Genomic DNA, 25,136 nt, shown 5'->3' with positions numbered 1-25,136 from the left:
GGCTATTCCGCGGCCACCGGGACGCTCTTGCGCAGACCTCCGGGGGCTACAACGCCATCGGCAATCTTGACCTTCTCGCGGAAGCGTTCCAGCAACATGGGACGGTGATCGTCAATATTGTCGGGCAGGCAATGGGTCAGCTGGCCGCAATTGCTGCAGACCTGGTTTTCACAGCGCCGGCCTTCCAGATGCTGAAGGCGCAGCGCATTCATCTTGTCGGAATTCCAGATCTGGACGAGCGATTCCTTGCGCACATCGCCGATGATCAGCTTGCGTCCCCAGTCGAGGAAACAGGAGGACACGAGACCATCCGCATTCACGCTCATCGCGTAGAAGATATAGGGGCAGGTATCGGTCGGGCGCAGTGCCTGCTGATAGATCCCGACCTCTCCGATCTTGATGCCCGAACGTTCCTCGACATTGAATTCCGGCCAGCAGGGCGCGAAGTTCTCGATAAAGATGCGGTCGCAATGATCGCCGAACGTGTCGAAGAATTCCTGCCGCTGCGGCTCGGTGATGAGCTCGCCGGGAATCTTGATGGAGATTTCCATCTCCCCCTTGTTCTCGTAGAGCCACTTCACGCCGGCAACGAATTTGTCGAAATCGAAGTCGAAGCCGGTAAATTCGCGATAGGTCTCGCGCGTCATCCCGTCGACGGAGATATTGATCTTGTCGAGGCCAGCCTCGATGACCGGGCCCAGCCGCTCCGGTGTCAGGAAGGTGCCGTTGGTTGTCGTGTCGATATAGTCGACATAACCACTCTTCTTGGCATAGTCGATCATATCGGCAAGCCGCCGGTTCAGGAAGGGCTCACCGTCCTTGTACATGCGCAGAACCTTGATCGGCTTATTGAAACCAGCCAGATCGTCGATCGCCTTGGTGAAGACGTCATACTTCATCGCGCCTTGGAAACGGCCGGTCTCGGCGATCAGCTGCCGATGACCGGTCGGGCAGAAAGTGCATTTGAAATTGCAGGAACTGGCCGGATCGATGAAGACAATGAAGGGCGTTTCGATCGGTATCACCGTCTCGAGCGCGGTGCGCCCTTCGAGGTTGATGCGCGGCTTCAACTGGGCTTTCATATCTTTCTCCAAACAGCGGACGAAAGGGTCAAGGCCTTCCGCGCCAGATATAGGCCAACCAAAACAGATCGCGATTGCGCCAAACTTGCCTCCGGACCTTACCACGGATGCGAAGGCATCGCTAACTCTGCCGATCCCCTTTAGCACGAACCGATGGCAAGCCACGGGAAAGCCATTGCCTGCTATGAGAATCCCCATATTCACCAGCCTCGGGGACGCTGTGACCGCCGCACGGGAAAAGACGCCAGACGCTCCGGAAAACGCAGGCCTGCTGGCTGCGCGAGTGTTCGAATCTGCGCCATCCAGATCGGCGGCTCAGGCTCTTCTGCGGGAGATTGCGGAAGCGAAGAGCGACACGCAGCCTCTCCTGCCCGCCCAGCCTCTTGCTCTCTATGGCGCCGGCGACCTCGGCCGGCTCGCCCGGGATCACCTGCGCTACCTGGACATCCCCATCGCCGCCGTCATCGACCGCAACGCGGACACAATCGCTGCCGATCCGGGCTGGGCCGGAATTCCGGTCCTCCACCCCGACGCGGTAGAGCCCGCCTTCAAGCACGAAGCCATGCTTGCCGTCAGCATTGCCACGAGTCCTTTCGCCCCGCTGCAGGCCTCCCTGCGCGATGCGGGCTGGACGCACGTGGTCCCCTATTACGACATCGCCGAGAGCTTCCGCGACCGTCATCCCTTGTCGAACGGCTGGAGCGCGGAGCGCTTCTCGAGCGATGAGGTGGCGGCATTGACACGCGTACTCGATGGCTGGAGCGACGACCGTTCCCGCGCCCACCACCTGCAATTTCTTGCCTGGCGGCGCCTTCGCCGGGAGTGGAGCTTTGGCGACGCGCCCGTGACGGTCGGCGACCGCTTTTTCATTCCCGAGATGCTCGCTGTCCTGACGGAAAGCGAGCACTATCTGGATGGCGGAGCGCATTACGGTCTGGTGGGACGCCGCTTTGTCGAGGAGCGACAGGGGCGCTTTCAGTCGCTCACGGCGATCGAACCAGACGAGCAGAGCCGGAGGACGCTTCACCAGACACTTGCCACCCTGCCCGCCGATCAGGCCGCAAGATGCAGGGTACTCGATACCGTTCTGGACGAGACGCCGCAGAACCGCAACTTTCACGAGGGCCTCGGCTATGCCTCGCAGATCGCTTCGACGGGCAGGACAAGCCGACATACAGCCAGCATCGACACACTCGATCTCACCCCCACCATCCTCAAGCTACATCTGGAAGGCCACGAGCTTCCGGCCTTGAAGGGCGCGACCGCGACACTTGCCGTGCATCGGCCCATCCTGATGGCAACCGTCTATCACAATGCCGACGGGCTTTATGCGACGGCGGATTGGCTGATGCACACGCTTACCCGCTACCGCTTCCTCTTCCGCCTCCACAGCTGGTGCGGGACGGGCGCGGTGATTTACGCTATTCCGGAGGAACGCGGATGAGGCTTTGCCGCGCGATCACGGATCGACCCGCGCTGCCCTGACATCGCAGTGCCCGAACAGGACCGAGGGACATGGACCCGAACGAAGAATTCCGCCAATACGTCGCAAGAAACATCAAGGGTATCGGCGAAGACCGCGATTTCCTTGGTCTTTCCAACATCTGGAACCGCGAGGCGATTCATCATCGCTATGCGCTGAACTTCTCCTGGCTCGGGCGTCCGATCGTGCAGGTGCCGCAGGATACCTACGCCATCCAGGAGCTTATCTGGGCCTGCCGTCCCGACCTCATTATCGAGACCGGCATCGCGCATGGCGGTTCGCTGGTCATGAGCGCGTCGATGCTCGCCATGCTGGACTATTGCGATGCCGTGCAGGCGGGGCAGGTTCTCGACCCCAAGGCCGGCCGCCGGAAGGTCGTCGGTATCGACATCGATATCCGCGCCCACAACCGCTCCGCCATCGACGCGCATCCGCTGCGCCACAAGATCACGATGATCGAAGGCTCCTCTGTGGCGGACGATGTTTTCGCCAAGGTCCGGAAAGAGACGGAAGGCCATGAGCGGATCATGGTTTTCCTGGATTCTAATCACACGCATGAACATGTTCTGGCCGAGCTCGAACTCTATGCACCGCTAACCACCAAAGGCAGCTACTGCGTCGTCTGGGATACCGGCGTCGAAGATCTGCCAGATTTTATGTGCGCCGACCGCCCGTGGGGCAAGGGCAACAATCCGAAGACCGCCGTGTGGGCCTATCTGAAAGCGCTCGAAGAGGAAGGCCGAAACGGTCGCGACGGCGCTCCGCTCCACTTCGAAATCGACAAGGTCCTCGAGCACAAGCTTGCCATTACGGCCTCTCCGGACGGTTTCCTGAAACGGGTCTGATCCCGTGCCCTGCATCTGAAGCACCCGCGCAAGGCAGCCTCGAAGGGTACTGCCACAAGCCTGATGCTTCGAAGCTGCCCTCGGGCTGTACCTCAGCATGGGTGAGGAACATGCCTCAGAACCGTGAAACGCAGCCTCCGCCGGCGAGCCGAACCTCGCCGGAAGGCTTGCCCTCGCCGCTGAACACGATGCGGCGCGGGCGGCCCGGCGCGAGATGGAACCAGTTGTCGGAAAGCTCGAAGCCGGCCACGTCGATCTGAACGGTCTCAGCGAAAAGATCGGTCGAGATATCCAGTGCAAAGCCCTGATCCGACTCGACAAGTTCGAGCGTGAATGTCGCATCGCGCCGCGCCGCCGAACGTCCAAGCGGGAAATGGAAGGCGCTGGCAATTTCGGCACCGCTGGCCGTCTCGATCAGCCGCGCCAGGGTCACGTCATGCGACGGCGGGCCGAAGCGGAAGGAATAGGCCGTGTCGAAGAAAGCGCCGAACAGATCGGTTGCCGGTATTCTTGAAGCCGAATGCGGCGCAAGCGTCACATCGCGCCGCCCCGAGACAACGGGCACCGCACCATCGCGCAGGCAGACAAGCTCGACAGTGACATCCCTGCCCTCCCCCAGATCGTTGACGACATGGACATCGATCCCGTTCGTCCCCTCATCCGTCAGCAAGACCTGCACCGGACGGAAGGCGCGGCGCACGGCATGCCAGACAGGCTTTGCCCTGCCCGTCGCATCGACCAAGCCCCAGCCGGGACCTGGCAACAGATCCTGAAACGTCCAGAGAAGCGCGCCCCGGCACGACGAGCCCGCGCGCCGCCATTCGGCAAAGGTCGCCTCGATCACCTCGCCGGTCACCGCGCGCGACAGATCGAGATAGAGACCGGGATTTTCGCGCCGCAGCCGCTCCGGCTCAGCCTCGTAAAGCAGCTTCAAATAGAAATCCCGCACATCCTCGAAATCCCAGCTCGCCCCGCGGTCACGCGGCACCCGCGCCTTCCAGCGTGGATCGTGCACGGGAGCGACGGGCAGATGCTTGTCGAGAGTCCCCTGCTCCGGCACATGGGCAAAGGCGAGACTTTCGGCGGCGAAACGCACATGGGCGCGGCGCGCGTCTTCGAGCGGTCGCATATACGCCCCGACGCCATAGTAATGCGTCACGCCGGCATTGGGGAAAAACGGCATTGCCCCGCCGGAGGGGGAATTTGGAACCCACACGCAATCCGGTCGATGTTCGCGCACCAGCTCAGGCAGGATGTTTTCGGTGAGGTCCGATTTGTAGACGCTCTCCGGCAGGCCGAGCATTGCCGCCTGCTGGTAGACCTCCGAGCCGCCGCAGACGACGGCGAGCGACGGCGAGGCAGAGGTGCGGTCGAGCAGTTGCGTGACCTCCTGCTTCAGGTCGGCGAGCCAAGCCTCGTCGCTGGCCGGATAATCGAAATTGGCCAGCATCAGTTCCTGCCAGACCATCAGACCGAGTTCGTCGCAGAGCTTGAAGAACTCCGCGCGCTCATAGGCCATGGTCCCGCCGATGCGGATCATGTTCATGTTGGCGCCCGCGGCTTTTTCAAGCCACGGCCGATAATCCTCGCGCCCGCCCGGCAGGCTGACGATATCCGCCGTCGTCCAGACCGCGCCGCGGCAGAATACCGGAACACCATTCACCTTCAGCCCGAAACCCTGCCCGTCCGCATCGCGGTCAACATCGATATGGCGAAAACCGGAGCGGCCCAGCAGCAGGGTTTTGCCACCCCATTCGAGCGTCACGTCGTGCAGAACTGGCTCGCCATGCGTACGCGGCCACCACGCCTCCACATCCGGAAGAACCAGCACAGCCGAACCGTCCACCACCTTGGCGGTCGCCCCGGCACAGGACACGACCGCGCCCTCGGCATGATCGATCCGCACCGTCAGATGCCCATAACCTTGAGCATCCCGCCGCGCCGCAATCCGCGCTTCGCCCGGCTGATCTTTTAACTGACGGATAACCGAAACCGGCCTCCATGGTCCGACGGCTTGAACCTCCGGGCACCAGCCCGGCATGCGCCCAAGTGTAGTGGTACGGAACAGCCGGACGCCCGCCGGCGTGATCATCTGCGGTCGCCAGCGCGCCCGCGGCCCCTTCTTGTTCAGAAGCGGGCCCAGCGCCCGGAAGCAGATTGCCAGCCGGTCGCCGCCCTGAAGGTGAACGGTAACGTCATGGCTCAAGTACATGCTTTGACTCGAAAGAATGCGATCGCCGTTCAGCCAGACCTCGGCCACGGTTGCCAGCCCCTCGAAGCGCAAGACGGCATCGCCCGGTTCCTCATACAGACGCAGCACATACCACGCGTCGCGATCATCGAGCGGCGTGGGGTTTGTACGATCAAACCGCCCGGCGGCCTCCAGCGCCTGAGCCACTGTGCCGGGGACGAAGGCGGGGATGAAATCCTCGATCCCTACAATCTCGTCCGGGCTCACGCACGCCCCCGCCGGCGTCAGTTCCATCACCCAGCCGTCATCGAGACGGCGGATCGTCGGTTGGGCGGATGGGGTGGCGTGGTTGGTCATGGTCTTTCTCAGTATCTAGTCGCCCAGCGACAGCGAATGGGAACGTCATCGCGATCACCATGACGTCGTCATCCCGTACTTGATCCGGGATCCAGCGCGCGAAGTCCTTCGCGCATAAGACTCTTTACCTAGAGTCCTTTCAGCCCGCAGACGCGGGCTGGCTGGATGCCGGATCAAGTCCGGCATGACGGACAATTTGTGGCGCCCCGCTCCATCTTTCTCCCCCACAAAGGGGGAGATTGGAGGGCGCTCACCCCAGCGCCCTGCCCGCACTCTCCATCAGCTTCTCCCAGGCCTCCGCCGCCGGCTCCAGCGCAGCGTTCAGCGGGTCGAACTTCTTGCGTGTCACTGCCCGCGCCAGCTGGAACTGCGCCGATTTCATCACTTCCGAAATCCGCATCGCATGCGCGGCAGACTCGGCAAAATCCGGCCCCAGCCAGTCGAAATAGCTGCCGCAGAGCTCGAAATTCGCACCCGCCTGCCGCAGCGTATTGAACGCATATTTATGAAAGAAGCCGAAGGGACGTTCGGCGACTTTCGCGGCGGCCTCGGGGAACATCGCGGAAAAGGCGGCGATCGGGTTTTCGGCCGGCCGCCGGTCGTAGTGATACTGGCCGAGCGAAAGCGCCTCTTCGCGCAATTCGCGCTCGACGGGATAGAAATCCGGCAGCTTGACGAATTCGGTATAGGGCAGGAACGGCAGCCCGCCCTCCGGCGCATTCATCTGGAACAGCCCGTCGAAATCCTCGCCCGAAAGGTGGAAGAAGCCGGCATTGTGGAAATAGTCGAGCTCTTTGTTCTCGAGATCCATCCGGTTGATCGCGACCGTCGTCTTGCCGTGCTCCTGCTTGTAAGCCACACCCTGCGTGTCGGGCATGTAAAACGAGTCCATCTCGACGAGGCAGATGCGACCGCGCGCCGCCTGCTCCGCGACATGGGTCTCGACCCTGTCGTAGATGGCCAGTTCGGTGACGACAATTCCGTAAAGCGTTTCAAGGTCTTCCAGCGGAACCTTGAAGAAGGTCATCTGGTCGCCCTCGAAATCCTGGATCAGCGTGAAGGCCAGCATGGATTGCGGCGCAAGGCCTTGCGCTGCCAGAAGCTCGATCCAGAGATCGGTATAGCAATTGGTTTCAGGCCACATGCGCTCCGGGGAATGGAGCGCATGCGGCTGATAACCTTTGGGCGTGACGTTCAGAATGCCCGTCATCGGATCACCCGAAGAGGGCGTCGCGGACCTCACGCGGCCACAGCTTGGGATCGAGCCCGTGGTGGTGGAAGAGCGCGAGCGCGATGCGCTCCAGACCGAAGCCGACGCAGGCCGTGTGCGCCGTTTCGCCGTCCACGGTCTTCAGGTCCCAGGTCTTGCCGAAATGATCCTGATGATAGTTGAAGCTCATGCAGGCCGTCGGCTTGGAGACCGATGTGATCGGGATGAGCAGTTCGAACTTCAGATTCTGGTCGCGCTGGTTGTTCTTCATGAGACGGCCGGCGCGGCCGAAGAATGGGTCGTTGGCGACGTCGATATCGACCGGCAACGCCACCTGCGCCATCAGTTCCTTGCCCTTTTCCATCCATTCCTGGCGGAAGGCCATGACGTCCTCCGGCTTGCCCATGCGGACGAACTCGCGCATGCGGAAGAGCTGCATGCGGGCCGGGTCCATCGACGGCTCATGGCGGAAGCAGTAGGACTGGATGTTGAAGAGACCGCCGCCTGCCTGCAGATTGCCGCGCTTGGCGACGATCGGATAGAGCGGATAGCACGCCGCCGGCGTGAGCACGATGTCGGAGGCCTTCTGGCCGCCCGTCCAGTCTTCGCCCGCCGCCATGCACTGGATGAGATCGGCATGCGCCAGATCGTCGCCGCAGAAGCAGTGAACGGTACCCGCCAGCTGCGGGAAGTTCTTCATGTAGCCCGAGCCCTCGAAATAGCTGCGGTTCATGCCGGGGGGGAAGCGGATCACTTCGGCACCCGTTTCGCCCGAAAACTTGTCGATCAGGCGCTCGAAGCCAGTGATGACATCTTCGAACATGCCGGAGCGGGCGTAGAGGCCTTCGACGCCGGTGTCGATGAGAAGGCCGCTGTCAAAAAGTCGATCAAGAAAAGTCACTTGCATATCCATCACGTTAAGCCATCAGGCTCGTATCGAGTTTGTGGACGGTGAGCATTGTCGCGGTGTTCGACAGGATGCGATCGTTGGAAATCATCAGCTGGGCCGAATGCGCATCGCGCAGATGGCGGCCAAGGCTGTAGGGTGTGCCGTTCTTGTAGCCGGCAATGCCGCAGATCATCATGGCTTGATTGATGACCGAGAGGATTTTCTGCGAGGTTGCGATCTTGACGTTGTTCATCGCCACCGCAAAGCCCATTGAGGACAGCTGCGCCGGATCTTCCTTGGCGGCCTCGAAACGCTCGATGCCGGCAATGGTGTTGGACTTGATCAGATGCAGCTCGGCCGTGGCTTCCGCCAGACGCAGTGCGCCAGGCGGCGTGACGCCGGGATTGGCGCGCGCTGCGGCGCGAACAAAGGCCTGCGCACGGGTGACGGCGTTGAGCGCGATGCCGTACCAGACGCCCGACCACAGAAGGTGGCAGGTGGCGAGCATGGATTCAGCAGCGATTTCGGCGAACGGCTTCGGCAGGATCTGTACGCTCGGTGCTTCCGCCTTGAACAGGAATCCGTCCGAGCAGGTGCCGCGCATGCCCAGCGTATCCCAGACATGGGTTTGCTCAAGCGTATACTGGTCCTTGAGGAACACGGTCATGACCTGATCGGTCGAAGCGGCATCCTTGTGGCTTCGCGAGGTGATCAGAATCGCATCGGCATATTTGCCATAGGAAATGACACTCGCTTCCTTGGTCAGGCGGCAGATATCGCCATCGACCTCGATCGCGCAGATCGAGTTGCGCAGGTTGCCACCGATGCCGGCTTCGGTGGTCGCCGAGCCAAGCAGCAGCTGCTCGCGCACGATGCGATGCATGAAGGCTTCGTGCCATTCGTCGCCCGTGCCGTGAGACACGCAGCTTGAAAGCTTGATGTGATGCATGGCGAAGATCATCGCCGAGGACGCGCATTCCTGCGCGATGATCGAGCAGATTTCGGCGATCTCTGCGATCGTGGCGCCCTCGCCGCCCAGCAGGATCGGGATCTGGATACCAAAAAGGCGCGCTTCCTTCATCGCCGCAACGGCCTCATGCGGGAAGCGGCCTTCCTTGTCCACGGCATCGGCATGCTTGGCCGCAATGGCGGCAACCTGACGGGCACGTTCTACGAGCCCGGCCCCACGGATCTCGGACATCATGTTCATCACGCAGCTTCCTGACCGTCAAGAATTGCCGTAACGGTCTCGGCGATGGCATCGATAGAAGCGAACGACTTGCGATTGAGAAGGTGGTCCGGAAACTCGATGTCGAAGGCATCTTCAATGCCGAGCATGAGCTGAACCGAGGCAAAGGACGAAAGACCCGCTGCGTAGAGATCCGCGCCGTCCGCCAGCGTGTCGACTGCTACAGGCAGTCCCCCGAGCTTGCCCAGAAGTTCCCTGATCTTGTCCTTCATCGTCTTCTCCTTCGCAAAACAGACCGCGATATTATCCCTAGAATGATGGCGAAAGAAAACCACAGGCGGGATAAAATCGACCTAAAGAATATGGACAAAATTTCCTTAACCCGGAGGTAGTGTTCCATATCGGGACCGCTTGACAACATACTCGGTAGTATGTTCAATTTTCCCAACAGCCGCCGGTCTCGGAGCGGCTCCGAATGGGAGAGCACGGAATCGCATGACCGCGAATGCGTCCACACAAGGCATAGCGAGGGCGATTGCCGGCGTTGCTGCCTCCCCGGGTACCCTCACGGCCGCTCTGGTCGAGGAAGGCCAGATCGACATTCTGAACATGGCGGCGCAGTGTTTTATGGCGCGCGGCTATGCCTCGACCAGCATCGATGATGTCGCCCGCCGCCTCGGCTCCACCAAGGGACGCATCTACCATTTCTTCGCCTCCAAGGCCGACCTCTTCTTCGCCGTCGCCGAAGTCGGCATGCAGTTCAATTATGCGGCCATCGATGCCAGTCTGAAAAGTGAGGCGCCTGCCATGGAGCGTCTGCGCGACATGGCGTTTGCGCACTGCCTGTCGATGATAGAAACCCAACCCTTTCAACATTCCGTCTGGCAGGGTGTCGAAATCCATCTGCGCGGCTCGACGACGCCGGAACAGCGGGAACGCCTGAATGCGCTGATCGAGACCCGCGACCATTATTCTGCACTGTTCCGCAAGGTGATGGAAGAGGCCAGGGCAGAGGGCGCGATCCATTACGACGACCCCGGGATCGCCCGGCAGCTGATGTTCATGACACTGAACTCGCCGATCTTCTGGTACAAGCCGCGCCCCGGCGAAACAGCGGAAGACCGCAAAAACATTGCCCGTCAATGTACGGACTTCGTGCTGGCAGGGCTCGGGGCAACACCCACGGCCTGACGCCGGCATCGACCAACAAACCGGTGTCGAACGCCCGAGGAGGGGCAGGCTTTGCCCGGAGCCGAATGAAGGAGGAGTTTGAGCCATGCAGACAGGCCCCGCCCAACTGGGCAAAAGCCCCGACCGAGCAGCGCCGACAAGCGGCCGGCGCTCGCGTCAAGGTGCGCGGATGGCACGAGCCCCCCTGCCCTGCTCCGGCATTCGCCCCACCTCCCTGATCGGACCTTCGTGATCCCGCGCCCGCCGGCGTGAACCGGCGCGCATTTTCCTGGGGCCGGGTTATCCAGAAACCGCACCCCGCAGCCATATGACATTACAAGAAGGAACCCCCGGCATGAGCCAAGCGGTCAAGACGAGCCTTGAAGGCGATATCTTCCTGATTGAAATCGACAATCCCCCGGTCAACGCCGCCTCGGTGGCGGTCCGCACCGGTGTGGTCGATGCAATCGCAGCCTTCGAAGCCGAAACCAGCGCGAAAGCCGCTGTGCTTTATTGCGCCGGACGCACCTTCGTCGCCGGCGCCGACATCAAGGAATTTGGGAAGGCCGCGCTTGAGCCCTTCCTGCCCGACGTCATCCAGAAGGTGGAAGACGCGTCGAAGCCCGTCGTCGCCGTCGTTCATGGCACCGCCCTTGGTGGCGGCCTCGAACTCGCGCTCGGCAGCCATTACCGCGTCGGCATGAAGGGCGCGAAGATCGGCCTGCCGGAAGTCCATATCGGCCTCATTCCGGGCGCCGGCGGCACCCAGCGCCTGCCGCGCCTGATCGGCTTTGAAGCCGCTGCCGACATCGCCACCACCGGCCGTCAGGTCTCCGTCGGAGAAGCCCTCAAGCTCGGCATTTTCGATCTGCTCGATGAAGGCGCGGACCCCAAGGCCGCCGGCCTCGCCTTTGCGCGGAAGATGATCGACGAGGGCATGGCACCGCGCCGCATCAGCCAGAACGACGAGAAGGTCGCTGCCCGCAAGGGCGACAAGGCCTTCTTCGACGGCATGCGCGCCGCCGTAGCCGGCAAGGCGCGCGGCCAGATCTCGCCCGTCGCCTGCATCGATGCGCTGGAGCTTGCCGCCAACGTGCCCTTCTCGGACGGCATGAAGGGCGAGCGCGCCATCTTCATGAAGCTTCTCGCCGATCCCCAGCGCGAAGCCCTCATCCACGCCTTCTTCGCCGAACGCGCGGTCTCCAAGGTCCCCGGCCTTGAAGCCGGTCAGGCGAAGGAGATCAAAAAGGCCGGCGTTGTCGGCGGCGGGACGATGGGCTCCGGCATCACGCTCTCCATGCTCTTCGCCGGCCTGCCGGTGACCATGGTCGAGCGCGACGAGGAACAGGCCGCGCGCGGCCGCGCCAATGTCGAGAAGGTGCTGAACGACGGCGTCGCCCGCGGCAAATACGATCAGGCCTATCGCGACCGCCTCGCCAACGAACTCTATTCGGTGACGACCGACTTCAACGCGCTTGCCGATTGCGATCTCATCATCGAGGCGGCCTTCGAGGACATGGAGGTCAAGAAGGGCGTATTCACGACGCTCGACAAGGTCGCCAAGCCCGGCGCGATCCTCGCGTCCAACACGTCCTATCTCGACATCAACCAGATTGCGGCGATGACAAGCCGGCCGGAAAGCGTGCTCGGCCTGCACTTCTTCTCGCCCGCCCATATCATGAAGCTTCTGGAGATCGTCGTCGCCGACAAGACGTCGCCGGATGCGCTGGCCACCGGCTTTGCGCTCGCCAAGAAGCTCGGCAAGACCGGCGTCCGCGCCGGCGTCTGCGACGGCTTCATCGGCAACCGCATCCTGGAACGCTATCTGCGCATCGCCGCCCACATGGTCGAGGAAGGCACGAGCCCCTATGCGATCGACAAGGCGGTCGTCGATTTCGGCTATCCGATGGGTCCGCACCAGATGGGAGACCTCGCCGGCCTCGACATCGGCTTCATGGCCCGCAAGCGCCGCATCGCCGAAGGCTACGAGGGCCGCTATGCCTTTGAATATCTGGACTGGCTCGCCGAACAGGGTCGCTTCGGCCAGAAGACCGGCCGCGGCTGCTACATCTACCCCGCCGGCGCGCGCAAGGGCATCGAAGACCCCGAATTCCTCGCGGCCATCGACGACATTCGCAGACAAAAGGGCATCCCGCAGAAGCCGGAACTCTCGGCCGACGAGATCATGCGCCGCTACATGGCGGCCATGATCAACGAGGGTGCGAAGGTGGTCGAGGAAGGCATTGCGCTCCGCCCGCTCGACGTCGATGTCGTCATGCTCGCCGGCTACGGATCGCCGCGCTATCGCGGCGGCCCGATGAAATATGCCGACATGCGCGGTCTCGACAAGGTGCTCGCCGACATCCGCGAGTTTGGCAAGGAAGACCCGGACTTCTGGGCTCCCGCCAAGCTGATCGAGGATCTGGTGGCCAGCGGCAAGAATTTCTCGAGCCTCAATGGGAGTGAATGAAACACATCGGGGGCGAACCCCCTCACCTGCGATTTCTAACACTTAGCTGAAGCTAAGATGTTGAAATCGCTTCCTCTCCCACAAGGGAAGAGGCGGCCTCCACACTTCCTCTCCCCTTGTGGGAGAGGATAGCCTGCCCCAAGAGCGCAAGCGATTGGCTAGGCAGGCTTGGTGAGGGGGTCAGCTGCAAACAGAGACGTTCAAAGGAACCACACGATGCGCGAAGCCGTCATTCTCTCCACCGCCCGCACGGGCATCACGAAAGCCTTCCGGGGCGAACTCAACGCCACCCATGGCGCCGACTTCGGCGCGGCTGCGGCCAAAGCCGCCGTCGAGCGCGCCGGCATCGACCCGAACCTGCTCGAAGACGCGATCTTCGGCTGCGGGATGCCGGAAAGCGCCACCGGCGGCAACATTGCCCGCCATATCGGCGTCCGCGCCGGCCTGCCGCTCTCGATGACCGGCGGCACCGTGTCGCGCCATTGCGGCTCCGGCCTCTTTGCTATTGCCCAGGCCGCCTCCCAGATCACCCAATATGGCGCCCCGGCCATGCTGGCGGGCGGGCTGGAATCGATCTCCATCGTCCAGAGCCACCTCAACATGTTCATGTACGAGAACGAATGGATGCTGGCACACAAGCCGGCCATGTACATGCCGATGATTGAGACCGCCGACATCGTTGCCGGCCGCTACAACGTCTCGCGCGAGGCGCAGGACGAATATTCCTATCAGAGCCAGATGCGCACCGCAGAGGCCCAGAAGGCAGGACGCCACGCGGATGAAATCATCGCCATGACCACCAAGATGGCCGTGCAGGATAAGGAAACCAAGGCGATCAGCTATCACGAAGTCACCTTCGACAAGGACGGCTGCAACCGCCCTTCCACGACGCTCGAAGGCCTTCGCGCGCTTGAACCCGTGCGCGGCCCCGGCCAGTTCGTCACCGCCGGCAATGCCTCGCAGCTCTCCGACGGAGCCTCCGCCTCCGTGCTGATGGAAGCCAAGGAAGCCGAGAAGCGCGGGCTTGAGCCCATGGGCGCCTTCCGCGGCTTCGTCGTGGCCGGTTGCGAGCCCGACGAAATGGGCATCGGCCCCGTCTTCGCCGTGCCGAAGCTGCTCGAACGCGCCGGGCTCAAGGTCTCCGACATCGGCCTCTGGGAGCTCAACGAAGCCTTCGCAAGCCAGGCGCTCTATTGCCGCGACCGCCTCGGCATCGATCCGGCCATCTACAACGTCAACGGCGGATCCATCTCGATCGGCCATCCGTATGGTATGACAGGTGCGCGTCAGGTGGGCCATGTCCTTTACGAAGGCAAGCGCCGCGGCATCAAATACGCCGTCGTCACCATGTGCATCGCCGGCGGCCAGGGCGCTGCTGGGCTGATCGAGATTTACTAAGCTTGTCAGGGAAAAGTGGGAACCGGTTTTCCCGATAGACAAGCGGAAGCAAGAGAAACGAGAGTCTGTCTGGCCAGACAGACTCGAAGGAGGAAACAGATGGACCTGAACTTCTCTCCAGAAGACCTCGCCTTTCAGGCCGAGGTCCGCGCCTTCCTCAAGGCGGAACTGTCGCCGGCGCTGGCCGACAAGGTGCGGCATAACAAGACGCTGACCAAGGAAGACATGGTCGGCTGGCATGCCACGCTCAACAAGCGCGGCTGGCTGGCGCAGGATTGGCCGAAGCAATATGGCGGGGCCGACTGGACGCCGGTCCAGCAGCAGATCTTCGATGACGAGGCCTCCGCCGCCGGCGCGCCACGCATCATCCCCTTCGGCCTCAAGATGCTCGCCCCCGTGCTGATGAAATTCGGCTCGGAGGCACAGAAGGCGCATTACCTGCCGCGCATTCTCGACGGCACCGACTGGTGGTGCCAGGGCTATTCGGAACCAGGCGCCGGCTCCGACCTCGCCTCGCTGAAGACGCGCGCGGTTCGCGACGGCGACCATTATGTCATCAACGGCCAGAAGACCTGGACCACCCTCGGCCAGTACGCCGACATGATCTTCTGCCTTGTGCGGACCGGAACCGAAGGCAAGCCGCAGGAAGGCATTTCCTTCATCCTGGTCGACATGAAATCCCCCGGCATCACCGTGCGTCCAATCATCCTTCTGGAAGGCACGCATGAGGTCAACGAAGTCTTCTTCGACAATGTCCGCGTGCCGGCCGAAAACCTCGTCGGCGAGGAGAACAAGGGCTGGACCTATGCCAAGTATCTCCTGACCCACGAGCGCACCAACATCGCCGGCGTCGGCGCATCGAAGGCGGCTCTTGCCGAGGTGAAGCGCATCGCGAAAGCCGAGACGGTTCGCGGCGTGCCGCTTGCCGACGACCCCTATTTCGCCGCCCGCGTGGCGCAGGTGGAAATGGAACTCGACGCGCTCTCGACCACGAACCTCCGCGTTCTCTCCTCGCCGGATGCGGCCGCCTCTGCCGGCTCGATCTCCTCCATGCTGAAGATCAAGGGCACGGAAATCCGCCAGTCGATCAACGATCTCGCCCGCCGCGCCATCGGCCCCTACGCCATGCCCTTCGTCTCCGAAGCGCTGGAGGAAGGCTATAACGGCGAGCCCGTTGGCCCCGAATATGCCCTCGGCGTCGCGCCGGATTACTTCAACAACCGCAAGATCACCATCTTCGGTGGCTCGAACGAAATCCAGCGCGGCATCATTTCGAAAATGGTCATGGGACTTTAAGGGGAGCACGGCACATGGACTTTACCCACACGGAAGAACGCCAGCTCTTCAAGGACTCAGTAGCGCGCGTCATCGCCGACACCTACACGCTGGATGCCCGCAACAAGGCCGCCGAAACCGATCTCGGCTTCAGCGCGGAGAAATGGGCGCAATTTGCCAAACTCGGCGCCATCGGCGCGCTGTTTTCGGAAGAGGATGGCGGCTTTGGTGGCGCGCCCTTTGACGTCACGGTTCTCTTCGAGGAACTCGGCCGCGGACTCGTCAACGAGCCCTTCCTCGCCACCGCCATCCTCGGCGGCGGGCTGATCGCCGAACTCGGCAATGCCGAGCAGAAGGCCGTCATCGAAGAGATCATCGCCGGCACGAAGCAGCTCGCCTTTGCCCATGGCGAACCGAAGAGCCGCTACGATGCTAGCCATGTCGAAACCACCGCGAAGAAATCCGGCGACGGCTGGGTGCTGAACGGCGCCAAGGCCGTGGTGCTGAACGGCAGCGCTGCCGACACGCTCATCGTCTCCGCCCGCTCCTCGGGGGCGGCCTGGGATGAAGACGGCCTCTCGCTCTTCCTCGTCCCCGCCGATGCCGCCGGTGTCGCGCGCCATTCCTACCCCTCTATCGACGGCCTCCATGCCGCAGAAGTGCGTCTCGACAACGTCGCGGTCGGCGCGGATGCGCTGCTGGGCGCGGAAGGCAAAGCATGGCCGGCCATCGAGAAGGTGATCGCCCGCGCCAATCTGGCGCTCGCCTCTGAGGCCATCGGCGCGATGGAAGTCGCCCGCGACATGACCATCGAATACTTAAAGACCCGCAAGCAGTTCGGCGTCGTCATCGGCAAGTTCCAGGCGCTGCAGCACCGGATGGCGACCGTTCTGCTCGAAATCGAGCAGGCGCGCTCGTCCGTCATCAATGCCGCCGGCCGCTTCGATGGCTCGCGCGTCGAGCGCGAAATGGCCGTCTCGTCCGCCAAGACGCTCGCCGGCAAGATCGGCCGTCTGGTCGCGGAAGAGGCCATCCAGATGCATGGCGGCATCGCCATGACCTGGGAATATGCCGTCGGCCATTTTGCCAAGCGGCTGGTGATGATAGACCATATGTTCGGCGACGTGGACTACCATGTCGCGCGCTATGTGGCTCTGTCGAAGGAAGCAGCTTAAGTGCAGGCACTTGTGTTGGAGGAAAAGGGCCGGTTGAGTCTTCGGGATTTTCCCATGAGCCTCGACCTCGGCCCGCACGACGTCCGCATCGCGATCCACACGGTCGGCATCTGCGGCTCGGACGTGCATTACTACACCCACGGCAAGATCGGCCCCTTCGTGGTGAAGGAGCCGATGATCCTCGGCCACGAGGCGGCAGGCACGATCACCGCGGTTGGCGCGGAGGTCACGCATTTGAAGGTCGGCGACCGCGTCTGCATGGAACCGGGCATTCCGGATCTGAATTCCAAGGCCGTGCGGCTCGGCATGTACAATGTCGATCCCGCCGTCCGCTTCTGGGCAACGCCGCCGGTCAATGGCTGCCTGACGCCGGAAGTCGTCCACCCTGCCGCCTTCACCTTCAAGCTGCCGGATAATGTCAGCTTCGCCGAAGGCGCGATGGTGGAGCCGCTCGCCGTCGGCATTCAGGCGGCCCTCAAAGCCGGCATCAAGCCGGGCGACACCGCCGTCGTCATGGGCGCCGGTCCGATCGGGATGATCACCGCGCTCTCGGCACTCGCCGGCGGCTGCTCCCGCGTCATTGTCTCCGATGTCGCGCAGCCGAAGCTCGACATCATCGGCGCCTATCCGGGCGTTGAAACAGTGAACGTCCGCAACACGAAGCTTGTCGACTACGTGCACCAGACGACAGAAGGCTGGGGCGCGGATATCGTCTTCGAAGCGTCGGGTGCCGCGCCAGCCGTGCTCGACGTCGCCAACGTGGTCGCCCCCGGCGGCACCTGCGTCATGGTCGGCATGCCGGTCGATCCGGTCCCGGTCGACATCGTCGGCCTGCAGGCCAAGGAAGCGACGCTGAAAACGATCTTCCGATACGCCAATGTCTATGACCGCGCGATTGCGCTCATCGCATCGGGCAAGATCGACCTCAAGCCGCTGATCACGGAAACCTTCGCGTTCAGGGATTCGGTGGCGGCTTTTGATCGCGCTGTTGAGGCGCGGCCGACGGATGTGAAGTTGCAGATTGTTTTGTGATATTGGGCCGAGGGAGCAAGAAGCCCCCCTCACCCCGCCTCCGCTTCGCTCGGCGACCCTCTCCCCAAGGGGAGAGGCGGAGCAGCACAGCTGCGACAATCTCCCCTTCTCCCCGGCGGGGAGAAGATGCCCGAAGGGCAGATGAGGGGGCGGCCCGCAAGGGCCGAGCCATTTAAGCCCCCAGCGCCACCTCGACACTCGCACCCTTCTGCCGGTCCGACTCCTCGGCCGCGTCGAGCAGGAATTGCAGCGCCGCCCCCCGCTCGAAATCCGGGATCATCGGCCCGTCGCCATTGATGGCTTCGATGAAGACCTCATAGACCTTCTTGACCTCCGGCGTCTCGATCTCGCGCCAGGTCTGCGTCGCCATGTCCTGTGAGCCGAGGCAGGCGAGAAGCTTGCTCTCGTGCTGAATGTAGCGCACTTCCAGTCCGCCGCCATCGCCATAGATGGAAAGCTTCAGGTCGTTGTGGTGACCGGAAGCAAAGCGCGTGGCGGTGATGGTGCCCATTGCACCATTGGCAAGCTCGAGATGGCAGACGAAGCTGTCGTTCACGTCGAGATCGTACTCCCCGATCCGGTTGCCCTCGGCCTTCTCGAATGTCTTGAGACGGCCGGAAATCGAAACCGGGAAGCTGCCTGCAATGAAAGTTGCGTAGTCGAGAATGTGGATACCGACATCGCCCAGCACGCCCTTCGAGCCATGCTTGGAGGAGAGCCGCCAGAGCCATTGCGGCTCGGTGCGCCAGTCGCCCCAGGCGGCCTGCGTCAACCAGCTCTGCAGATACTGCGCCTCGAAATGCCTGACCGGACCGATCATCCCCTTCGCCACCATCTCGGCGGCGCGCTGCAGGGCGGCCCCGTTGCGGTAGGAGAGGTTCACCATGTTGACGACGCCGGCAGCCTTGGCCGCATCCGCCATTTCCTTTGCCTTGGCATAATCGGTCGAAAGCGGCTTTTCGCAAAGCACATGCTTGCCGGCCTTCAGCAACGCCATCGTGGTCGCGTAATGCGCGGAATCCGGCGTCACGTTCGTCGCGGCGTCGAATTCGCCCCAGGCCAAGGCTTCATCAAGCGTGGCAAAGCGGTGTTCGATCTGGTGCTTGTCGCAAAACGCCTCAAGCTGCACCGGCCGCGTGTCCACACCGGCCACGACCTCCACGCCGTCGATGGCCTTGAAGGCTTCGGCGTGATTGTTGGCCATGCCGCCTGTACCGAGAATGAGAAGTCTGATCGTCATGTCCACAACTCCTTACCGCAGGCCTTGTTCGCCAGCCTGATGCAGCTTCGGGCCGCGCTCCTCGATCTTCTCCGGCGCCTTGTCCACCGGCACATTCGGCGCATCGGTCGGCTTGGCGACGCGCGCAAGCGGGTTATAGGCCCACTTCACGGCGTTACGGATGACGGTCTGGACATTCGCGTCGTGATAGGTCGGATAGGTCTCGTGACCGGGGCGGAAATAGAAGACATTGCCCGCGCCGCGCTTGTAGGTGAGCCCTGAACGGAACACTTCCCCGCCCTGGAACCAGCTGACGAACACCGTTTCCAGCGGCTCCGGCACGCCGAAGGGCTCGCCATACATTTCCTCGTTCTCAAGCTCGAAATGATCCGGCAGGCCCGCCGTGATCGGATGGTTGCGGGAGGTGACCCACAGCCGCTCACGTTCGCCCGCCTCGCGCCAGGTGAGATTGCAGGGCGCACCCATCAGCCGCTTGAACGGCTTGGAAAAATGCGCCGAATGCAGGAAGATCATCCCCATGCCCGACCAGACGGCCTCGCAGACGCGCTCGACGATCTTGTCGTCCACCTGCCCATGCGCCGCATGACCCCACCAGACCAGCACATCGGTCTCCGCGAGCCGCGCCTCGGTCATGCCATGCTCGGCATCCTGCAGCACGACGGACGAAGCCTGAATGCCGTCGTTTTTGTTGAGCGCCGATGCGATGCAATTGTGCATGCCGTCAGGATAGATGCTGCGGACGGTTTCGCTCTTCTGTTCGTGGACGTTCTCGCCCCAGACGGTGACGCGGATGGTCATGACTCTCTCCCTAGATGATGTTGGGCTGACTGTGCCAAGAGAAACGGTGCGGCACAAGGAAAAATCCAAAGCGCTTTGGAACTCACGAGATCACAGTTTGTTTCAGGCGAAATTGTGGGGTTCTGCGAAGTTTTTTAGCGCCGCCGTTCGGCTCGAATCAGAATTGCACCACCCACCAGCGACAGCGCCGCCATGGCAAACCAGGTGAGCGCGTAGGAGAGGTGTGAATTTGGGAACTTGACGATCGTCAGTCCGCCGACCGGCAGGCCTCCCTGGTTCGGCGTGTCGTCCGCATCGATGAAGAACGGCGCAACGCGGGAAAGCCCCGCCGTCTTGCCCATGGCCTCGACATCGCGCGAATACCAGCGGCCCTCGGCAGGATCGTTGGAGCGGAGCAGCGTGCCGCCGGGCTCCGTGATGCGCAGCAGGCCGGTCACCTGAACCGGCCCTGCGGTATCGCCCTCCGCGCGACTTGAAGCCTCTTTCCGGTCGGTCGGAACCCAGCCGCGATTGACATAGACGATCGCGCCGTTGTCGAGCTGCAGCGGCGTCAGCACCCAGTAACCGGGACCGCGCTCGGTCGAGGCGTAGACGAGTGCGCTCCTGTCATGAAGAAAGCGGCCGGACGCGGTGACGTGCCGGTATTCGTCATTGGCGGCATCCACGGAGCCCCAGGCGGCTTCGTCGGGCAGCTGAGCAGCGGGTGCATGCACACGCGCATCAACCCGCGCGATGAGATCCAGCTTCCAGGAAAGTCGCTCGATCTGCCAGGCGCCCAGCGCGATGAAGACCGAGAAAAAGAAAAGCGTCAGAAGCCCGATGCCGATGAGGCGCGATTTGCGCGGGGCTTTAGGAGCATTCGGTTCGGGGACGGTATCTTCGGAGACGGGTCTATCGTTCATGATCCAGAACCTCCCCTCCCCATGACTGCAAAAGAAAAAAGGCGGCTCGTCGATCAGGCGAGCCGCCTCGGATCACATCAGGGAAGCTGCTTGGCGGCTTCCGGTGTCAGTTCCGGCATCATGTAAGTGTTCAGGTTATGCATGACCCAGAGCGAGCCCGAAAGTGCGATCAGCACAAGCACGACCGTGAAGAGCAGAGCCATCATGTTCCAGCCGCCTTCGGACTTGGTGTCCATGTGAAGGAAGAAGATCATGTGAACGATGATCTGCACCAGGCCGAGTCCCATGATCAGGACGCCCGTGACGGTCTTGTCCTCGATCACGTTACCCATGACCAGCCAGAACGGAATGGCCGTCAGAATGACGGACAGCACGAAACCGGTCATGTAGGACCCGAATGTTCCGTGGCTGGCATGGTCGCCGTGATGATGATCGTGGTGGCCGTGATCGCCGTGGGCGTTCGAATGTGCGTGAGACGCCATATCAGAGGACTCCCATAAGATAGACGAAGGAGAAGACGCCGATCCAGATGACGTCCAGGAAGTGCCAGAACATGCTGAGCGTCATCAGGCGGCGCTTGTTGGCCGGGTTGATGCCGAACTTGCTGATCTGGACCATGAGCACGGCCATCCAGACGAGACCACAGGTGACGTGCAGACCGTGGGTGCCGACGAGCGTGAAGAAGGACGACAGGAAGGCGCTGCGCCAGGGGCCTGCGCCCTCTTCGATCAGGTGATGGAACTCATAGAGTTCGATCCCGAGGAAGCAGGCGCCGAAGAAGAAGGTGACGACAAGCCAGCTGACCAGCAGTCCCTTGTTGCCCTTCTCCATCTCAAGCATGGCAAAGCCGTATGTGATGGAGGAGAACAGCAGCATCGCGGTGTTGATCGCAACCAGCTTCAGGTCGAACAGTTCCTTTGCCGTCGGACCGCCGGCAAAGGAATGGCCGAGCACCGCGTAGGTGGCAAACAGGATCGCGAAGATGAGGCAGTCGCTCATCAGGTAGATCCAGAAGCCGATCATCGTGCTCTGTTCGGGGTGGTGCTCATCCTTCATGTAGAAGGTGAGCCCCTCTGCCGGCGTGGCGGTATGGTGCGTATTGGCGCTCATCGGTTCACTCCGCGGGCAGCATTTGCGTACGGCGGGCTTCTACAGCGGCGACCTCTTCGGCCGGGATATAGAAATCGCGGTTGTAGTTGAAGGTGTGGTGGATCGTCTTGCCGATGATCGCCACGAAGGACACCAGCGCCAGCCACCAGATGTGCCAGACCATGGCGAAGCCGAAGGCAACGCTGAGACCCGCAAGGATGGCGCCCGTGCCGGTATTCTTCGGCATGTGGATCGGGATGAAGCCGGAAAGCGGACGCTTGTAGCCGTTCTGCTTCATGAACCACCACTCGTCGACGTCGTGAACGACCGGCGTGAAGGCGAAGTTGTATGCCGGTGGCGGCGACGAGGTCGACCATTCCAGCGTCCGGGCATTCCACGGATCACCCGTTTCGTCGCGCAGCTCGTCACGCTTCCAGATCGAATAGAGGATCTGGATGATGAAGGAGCCGATGCCGAGCAGGATCAGGAAGGCACCGAAAGCGGCAATGATGAACCAGATCTGCAGAGACGGATCGTCGAACTGGTTCATGCGGCGGGTTACGCCCATCAGGCCGAGCACGTAGAGCGGCATGAAGGCGAAGTAGAAACCGATGAGCCAGAACCAGAAGGACATCTTGCCCCAGAATGCGTTCAGGCGGAAGCCGAAGGCCTTCGGGAACCAGAAGTTGATGCCGGCGAAGACGCCGAACACGACGCCGCCGATGATCACGTTATGGAAGTGCGCGATCAGGAACAGCGAGTTGTGCAGCACGAAGTCGGCCGGAGGAACGGCCAGCAGAACGCCGGTCATGCCGCCAATGACGAAGGTCACCATGAAGCCGATCGTCCACAGCATAGACACTTCGTACTTGATACGGCCGTGATACATCGTGAACAGCCAGTTGAACATCTTGGCCCCTGTCGGGATCGAGATGATCATTGTGGTGATGCCGAAGAAGGAGTTCACGCTGGCGCCGGAGCCCATGGTGAAGAAGTGGTGCAGCCACACGATGTAGGACAGGATGGTGATCACCACCGTGGCGTAGACCATCGACGTATAGCCGAAGAGGCGCTTGCGGGCGAAGGTCGAAACGACTTCCGAGAAGACGCCGAAGACCGGCAGCACGAGGATATAGACTTCCGGGTGGCCCCAGATCCAGATCAGGTTCACGTAGAGCATGGCGCTGCCGCCATCCGTGTTCGTGAAGAAATGCGTGCCGACATAACGGTCGAGCGTCAGCAGTGCGAGCACGGCCGTCAGAACCGGGAAGGCTGCGACGATCAGGATGTTGGTGCAGAAAGCGGTCCAGGTGAAGATCGGCATCTTCATCATGGACATGCCGGGCGCGCGCATCTTGAGGATGGTCGCGATCAGGTTCACACCCGATAGCAATGTCCCGATACCTGCGATCTGCAGACCCCAGATGTAGTAATCCACCCCGACATCCGGACTGTAGGTGATGTCGGAGAGCGGCGGATAGGCGAGCCAGCCGGTCTTTGCGAATTCACCGACGAAGAGCGAGATCATCACGATGATGCCGCCGGCAACCGTCATCCAGAAGGAGAAGTTGTTGAGGAAGGGGAAGGACACGTCGCGGGCGCCGATCTGCAGCGGCACGACGAAGTTCATCAGACCCGTCACGAACGGCATCGCCACGAAGAAGATCATGATCACGCCGTGCGCGGTAAACACCTGGTCGTAGTGATGCGGCGGGAAATATCCTTCATTGCCGTTGAAGGCGATCGCCTGCTGGAAGCGCATCATCAGCGCGTCTGCGAAACCGCGGAGCAGCATGATGATGGCGAATACGATGTACATGATGCCGATCTTCTTGTGGTCGATCGACGTGAACCATTCCTTCCAGAGATAGCCCCAGAGGCGGAAATAGGTGAGCGCGCCCAGCACGGTCAGCCCGCCGATCGCCACCCCGATAAAGGTCACGACAAGAATGGGCTCATGATAGGGAATGGCTTCGAGAGTGAGCTTCCCGAACAGCAATGATGTCCAATCCGCAGTCATCGGATTACCTCAACTTTGTTCTTGCAAATGAAATTGTGTTCAACCGGCCGCTGGGAGCGCCTGAAGCGCAAGGGAAGCGGCCGGGACTCTTCAGGTATACGGATCAGGTGGCGGGCCGGATGGCCTTTTCCTCACGCGCAGCAGTCGTCGGCTCCGGAATGCGGCAGATCAGACCCTTGTCCATCGCCATCATCTCGCTCATGCACATCTTGCCCGGCTCGACGCACATATCGACGATCTTGCTGTAAAGCGACGCGTCGGTGGAGGCGTAATGGCGCACGGGCTCCTTGATGCTCGGCTTTTCAAGCTGCATGTAGGTCGCACGGTCAAGCGTCGCACCGCCGGCCTTCACGTCGGCAACCCACTTGTCGAAGCCCGCCTGGTCGAAACCATGGAACTTGAAACGCATGTGGGAGAACCCGGCACCGGAATAGTTGGCTGAGAAGCCTTCGAATTCGCCCGGCTTGTTGATCACGGCGTGAAGCTTCGTCTCCATGCCGGCCATGGCGTAGATCTGGCCAGCGAGCGCCGGAATGTAGAAGGAGTTCATCACGGTAGCGGAGGTGATCTTGAAGCGGATCGGCGTATCGACCGGAGCGGCCAGCTCATTGACGGAGGCAATGCCGAGCTCGGGATAGATAAAGAGCCACTTCCAGTCGAGCGCCACGACTTCAACCGTCAAGGGCTTGTGGCCGGCCGAGAGAGGCTGCCCTTCCGCGATCCGCTCGAGCGGACGGTAGGGGTCGAGCGTATGGGTGCTGATCCAGGTGATGGCGCCCAGCGCGATGATGATTGCCAGCGGCGCAGACCAGATAACAACCTCGAGACGGGTTGAATGGTGCCACTCGGGATCATACTTGGCTGTCGTATTGGACTGGCGATAGCGCCAGGCAAAAAACAGCGTCAGGAAGATGACCGGAACCACGATCAGGAGCATCAGCACAGTCGAGATCACGATGAGGTCGCGTTGCTGCGCCGCAATATCGCCCGACGGCGACATCACTACCATGTTGCAGGAAGCAAGAGGCAAGGCCAGTGCCGCAACGAGCGCCGCCTTTGAGAACATCTTTGTTTCAGGTCGCATTTTCTGATTCCAGCTTCATCCCTTCCCTCCCAAAACGGGCAGGTAAATGATATGGATCAAGAACGCCATAGGCTGAGTTGCCGCAGCGCAAGAAAAATTGTGGCGAATTTAGGCCTTGTGCGTTCGAGAACACTTTAAGACATTGATGTTAAAGTGCTTTGACGATTTAGGTTGCAATTGCTCATGAGGCCATTTGACGCAGCAATTTTGCAGGCGCATAGTGTTCTTCAAGACGCC

At 61.7% G+C, this 25,136-nt stretch carries 21 protein-coding genes; 8 read left to right on the top strand and 13 right to left on the bottom strand.

Features of this window, described 5'->3' with window-relative positions:
• Positions 1 to 2: 2 nt before the first annotated feature.
• The gene (locus tag LQK83_RS00190) at positions 3 to 1,082 is read right to left on the bottom strand and encodes a radical SAM protein (RefSeq protein ID WP_230835278.1); all 1,080 of its coding nucleotides are present in this window, start codon (positions 1,080 to 1,082) and stop codon (positions 3 to 5) included.
• Positions 1,083 to 1,302: 220 nt separating this feature from the next.
• Between LQK83_RS00190 and LQK83_RS00185 the strand changes: the two genes are divergently transcribed.
• Positions 1,303 to 2,526, top strand: coding sequence for a hypothetical protein (locus tag LQK83_RS00185; RefSeq protein WP_230835277.1), 1,224 nt, complete (start codon positions 1,303 to 1,305; stop codon positions 2,524 to 2,526).
• Between the two features lie 71 nt (positions 2,527 to 2,597).
• The gene (locus LQK83_RS00180) at positions 2,598 to 3,410 is read left to right on the top strand and encodes a cephalosporin hydroxylase family protein (RefSeq protein WP_230835276.1); all 813 of its coding nucleotides are present in this window, start codon (positions 2,598 to 2,600) and stop codon (positions 3,408 to 3,410) included.
• A 115-nt stretch (positions 3,411 to 3,525) separates the two neighbouring features.
• Here the strand turns inward: LQK83_RS00180 and LQK83_RS00175 are convergent, their stop codons facing one another.
• From LQK83_RS00175 to LQK83_RS00155, 5 genes are all read right to left on the bottom strand, one after another.
• Positions 3,526 to 5,958 (bottom strand): glycoside hydrolase family 2 protein, encoded by a 2,433-nt coding sequence (locus tag LQK83_RS00175; protein ID WP_230835275.1) that lies wholly within the window; start codon positions 5,956 to 5,958, stop codon positions 3,526 to 3,528.
• A 250-nt stretch (positions 5,959 to 6,208) separates the two neighbouring features.
• Complete coding sequence (locus LQK83_RS00170; protein ID WP_230835274.1) at positions 6,209 to 7,168, bottom strand: DUF1839 family protein; 960 nt, start codon at positions 7,166 to 7,168, stop codon at positions 6,209 to 6,211.
• A gap of 4 nt (positions 7,169 to 7,172) precedes the next feature.
• A complete protein-coding gene (locus LQK83_RS00165) occupies positions 7,173 to 8,081 on the bottom strand; it encodes an amino acid--[acyl-carrier-protein] ligase (RefSeq protein ID WP_230835273.1) in 909 nt (302 codons plus the stop codon).
• Between the two features lie 4 nt (positions 8,082 to 8,085).
• A complete protein-coding gene (locus tag LQK83_RS00160) occupies positions 8,086 to 9,267 on the bottom strand; it encodes an acyl-CoA dehydrogenase family protein (protein ID WP_230835272.1) in 1,182 nt (393 codons plus the stop codon).
• Positions 9,267 to 9,518: an acyl carrier protein gene (locus tag LQK83_RS00155; protein ID WP_230835271.1), complete on the bottom strand. Its 252-nt coding sequence runs from the start codon at positions 9,516 to 9,518 to the stop codon at positions 9,267 to 9,269. Before LQK83_RS00155 ends, LQK83_RS00160 begins: the two co-directional genes overlap by 1 nt.
• A 223-nt stretch (positions 9,519 to 9,741) precedes the next feature.
• Here LQK83_RS00155 and LQK83_RS00150 point away from each other — a divergent pair, with 223 nt between their 5' ends.
• From LQK83_RS00150 to LQK83_RS00125, 6 genes are all read left to right on the top strand, one after another.
• The gene (locus LQK83_RS00150) at positions 9,742 to 10,437 is read left to right on the top strand and encodes a TetR/AcrR family transcriptional regulator (RefSeq protein ID WP_230835270.1); all 696 of its coding nucleotides are present in this window, start codon (positions 9,742 to 9,744) and stop codon (positions 10,435 to 10,437) included.
• A 334-nt stretch (positions 10,438 to 10,771) separates the two neighbouring features.
• Entirely contained in the window at positions 10,772 to 12,886 is a 2,115-nt protein-coding gene (locus LQK83_RS00145) for a 3-hydroxyacyl-CoA dehydrogenase NAD-binding domain-containing protein (protein WP_230835269.1), read from the top strand.
• Between the two features lie 216 nt (positions 12,887 to 13,102).
• Complete coding sequence (locus LQK83_RS00140) at positions 13,103 to 14,284, top strand: acetyl-CoA C-acyltransferase (RefSeq protein ID WP_230835268.1); 1,182 nt, start codon at positions 13,103 to 13,105, stop codon at positions 14,282 to 14,284.
• A 99-nt stretch (positions 14,285 to 14,383) separates the two neighbouring features.
• Positions 14,384 to 15,580, top strand: a complete 1,197-nt coding sequence (locus LQK83_RS00135; protein ID WP_230835267.1) for an acyl-CoA dehydrogenase family protein — start codon at positions 14,384 to 14,386, stop codon at positions 15,578 to 15,580.
• A gap of 14 nt (positions 15,581 to 15,594) precedes the next feature.
• On the top strand, positions 15,595 to 16,734 hold the full coding sequence (locus LQK83_RS00130; RefSeq protein ID WP_230835266.1) for an acyl-CoA dehydrogenase family protein: 1,140 nt from the start codon (positions 15,595 to 15,597) through the stop codon (positions 16,732 to 16,734).
• On the top strand, positions 16,735 to 17,766 hold the full coding sequence (locus LQK83_RS00125; RefSeq protein ID WP_230835265.1) for an NAD(P)-dependent alcohol dehydrogenase: 1,032 nt from the start codon (positions 16,735 to 16,737) through the stop codon (positions 17,764 to 17,766).
• Between the two features lie 172 nt (positions 17,767 to 17,938).
• Here LQK83_RS00125 and LQK83_RS00120 read toward each other — a convergent pair whose 3' ends face one another.
• The 7 genes from LQK83_RS00120 to cyoA form a co-directional block, all read right to left on the bottom strand.
• A complete protein-coding gene (locus tag LQK83_RS00120) occupies positions 17,939 to 19,000 on the bottom strand; it encodes a Gfo/Idh/MocA family protein (protein WP_230836233.1) in 1,062 nt (353 codons plus the stop codon).
• Between the two features lie 18 nt (positions 19,001 to 19,018).
• The gene (locus LQK83_RS00115) at positions 19,019 to 19,804 is read right to left on the bottom strand and encodes a ThuA domain-containing protein (protein WP_230835264.1); all 786 of its coding nucleotides are present in this window, start codon (positions 19,802 to 19,804) and stop codon (positions 19,019 to 19,021) included.
• Between the two features lie 134 nt (positions 19,805 to 19,938).
• Entirely contained in the window at positions 19,939 to 20,706 is a 768-nt protein-coding gene (locus tag LQK83_RS00110) for an SURF1 family protein (protein WP_230835263.1), read from the bottom strand.
• Positions 20,707 to 20,783: 77 nt separating this feature from the next.
• Complete coding sequence (gene cyoD / locus LQK83_RS00105; RefSeq protein ID WP_230835262.1) at positions 20,784 to 21,188, bottom strand: cytochrome o ubiquinol oxidase subunit IV; 405 nt, start codon at positions 21,186 to 21,188, stop codon at positions 20,784 to 20,786.
• A 1-nt stretch (position 21,189) separates the two neighbouring features.
• Entirely contained in the window at positions 21,190 to 21,816 is a 627-nt protein-coding gene (gene cyoC, locus LQK83_RS00100; RefSeq protein ID WP_230835261.1) for a cytochrome o ubiquinol oxidase subunit III, read from the bottom strand.
• A 4-nt stretch (positions 21,817 to 21,820) separates the two neighbouring features.
• Entirely contained in the window at positions 21,821 to 23,815 is a 1,995-nt protein-coding gene (cyoB, locus tag LQK83_RS00095; RefSeq protein WP_230835260.1) for a cytochrome o ubiquinol oxidase subunit I, read from the bottom strand.
• A gap of 103 nt (positions 23,816 to 23,918) precedes the next feature.
• Positions 23,919 to 24,899 (bottom strand): ubiquinol oxidase subunit II, encoded by a 981-nt coding sequence (gene cyoA, locus LQK83_RS00090; protein WP_230835259.1) that lies wholly within the window; start codon positions 24,897 to 24,899, stop codon positions 23,919 to 23,921.
• Between the last annotated feature and the right edge of the window lie 237 nt (positions 24,900 to 25,136).

The sequence above is a fragment of the Rhizobium sp. C1 genome (assembly GCF_021026335.1).
In the GTDB taxonomy this organism is placed as follows: domain Bacteria; phylum Pseudomonadota; class Alphaproteobacteria; order Rhizobiales; family Rhizobiaceae; genus Ensifer_A.
Note: the sequence above shows the minus strand (reverse complement) of the source record. Positions and strands in the feature narration are given on the sequence as shown.

What these genes read in the sequence shown, in the direction of transcription:
- LQK83_RS00170 (WP_230835274.1), bottom strand. Translation starts at nt 7,168, where the DNA reads ATGACGGGCATTCTGAACGTCACGCCCAAAGGTTATCAGCCGCATGCG.
- LQK83_RS00130 (WP_230835266.1), top strand. Translation starts at nt 15,595, where the DNA reads ATGGACTTTACCCACACGGAAGAACGCCAGCTCTTCAAGGACTCAGTA.
- cyoC (WP_230835261.1), bottom strand. Translation starts at nt 21,816, where the DNA reads ATGAGCGCCAATACGCACCATACCGCCACGCCGGCAGAGGGGCTCACC.
- LQK83_RS00140 (WP_230835268.1), top strand. Translation starts at nt 13,103, where the DNA reads ATGCGCGAAGCCGTCATTCTCTCCACCGCCCGCACGGGCATCACGAAA.
- cyoA (WP_230835259.1), bottom strand. Translation starts at nt 24,899, where the DNA reads ATGCGACCTGAAACAAAGATGTTCTCAAAGGCGGCGCTCGTTGCGGCA.
- LQK83_RS00155 (WP_230835271.1), bottom strand. Translation starts at nt 9,518, where the DNA reads ATGAAGGACAAGATCAGGGAACTTCTGGGCAAGCTCGGGGGACTGCCT.
- LQK83_RS00145 (WP_230835269.1), top strand. Translation starts at nt 10,772, where the DNA reads ATGAGCCAAGCGGTCAAGACGAGCCTTGAAGGCGATATCTTCCTGATT.
- cyoD (WP_230835262.1), bottom strand. Translation starts at nt 21,188, where the DNA reads ATGGCGTCTCACGCACATTCGAACGCCCACGGCGATCACGGCCACCAC.
- LQK83_RS00135 (WP_230835267.1), top strand. Translation starts at nt 14,384, where the DNA reads ATGGACCTGAACTTCTCTCCAGAAGACCTCGCCTTTCAGGCCGAGGTC.
- LQK83_RS00165 (WP_230835273.1), bottom strand. Translation starts at nt 8,081, where the DNA reads ATGGATATGCAAGTGACTTTTCTTGATCGACTTTTTGACAGCGGCCTT.
- cyoB (WP_230835260.1), bottom strand. Translation starts at nt 23,815, where the DNA reads ATGACTGCGGATTGGACATCATTGCTGTTCGGGAAGCTCACTCTCGAA.
- LQK83_RS00175 (WP_230835275.1), bottom strand. Translation starts at nt 5,958, where the DNA reads ATGACCAACCACGCCACCCCATCCGCCCAACCGACGATCCGCCGTCTC.
- LQK83_RS00110 (WP_230835263.1), bottom strand. Translation starts at nt 20,706, where the DNA reads ATGAACGATAGACCCGTCTCCGAAGATACCGTCCCCGAACCGAATGCT.
- LQK83_RS00150 (WP_230835270.1), top strand. Translation starts at nt 9,742, where the DNA reads ATGACCGCGAATGCGTCCACACAAGGCATAGCGAGGGCGATTGCCGGC.
- LQK83_RS00190 (WP_230835278.1), bottom strand. Translation starts at nt 1,082, where the DNA reads ATGAAAGCCCAGTTGAAGCCGCGCATCAACCTCGAAGGGCGCACCGCG.
- LQK83_RS00180 (WP_230835276.1), top strand. Translation starts at nt 2,598, where the DNA reads ATGGACCCGAACGAAGAATTCCGCCAATACGTCGCAAGAAACATCAAG.
- LQK83_RS00160 (WP_230835272.1), bottom strand. Translation starts at nt 9,267, where the DNA reads ATGAACATGATGTCCGAGATCCGTGGGGCCGGGCTCGTAGAACGTGCC.
- LQK83_RS00115 (WP_230835264.1), bottom strand. Translation starts at nt 19,804, where the DNA reads ATGACCATCCGCGTCACCGTCTGGGGCGAGAACGTCCACGAACAGAAG.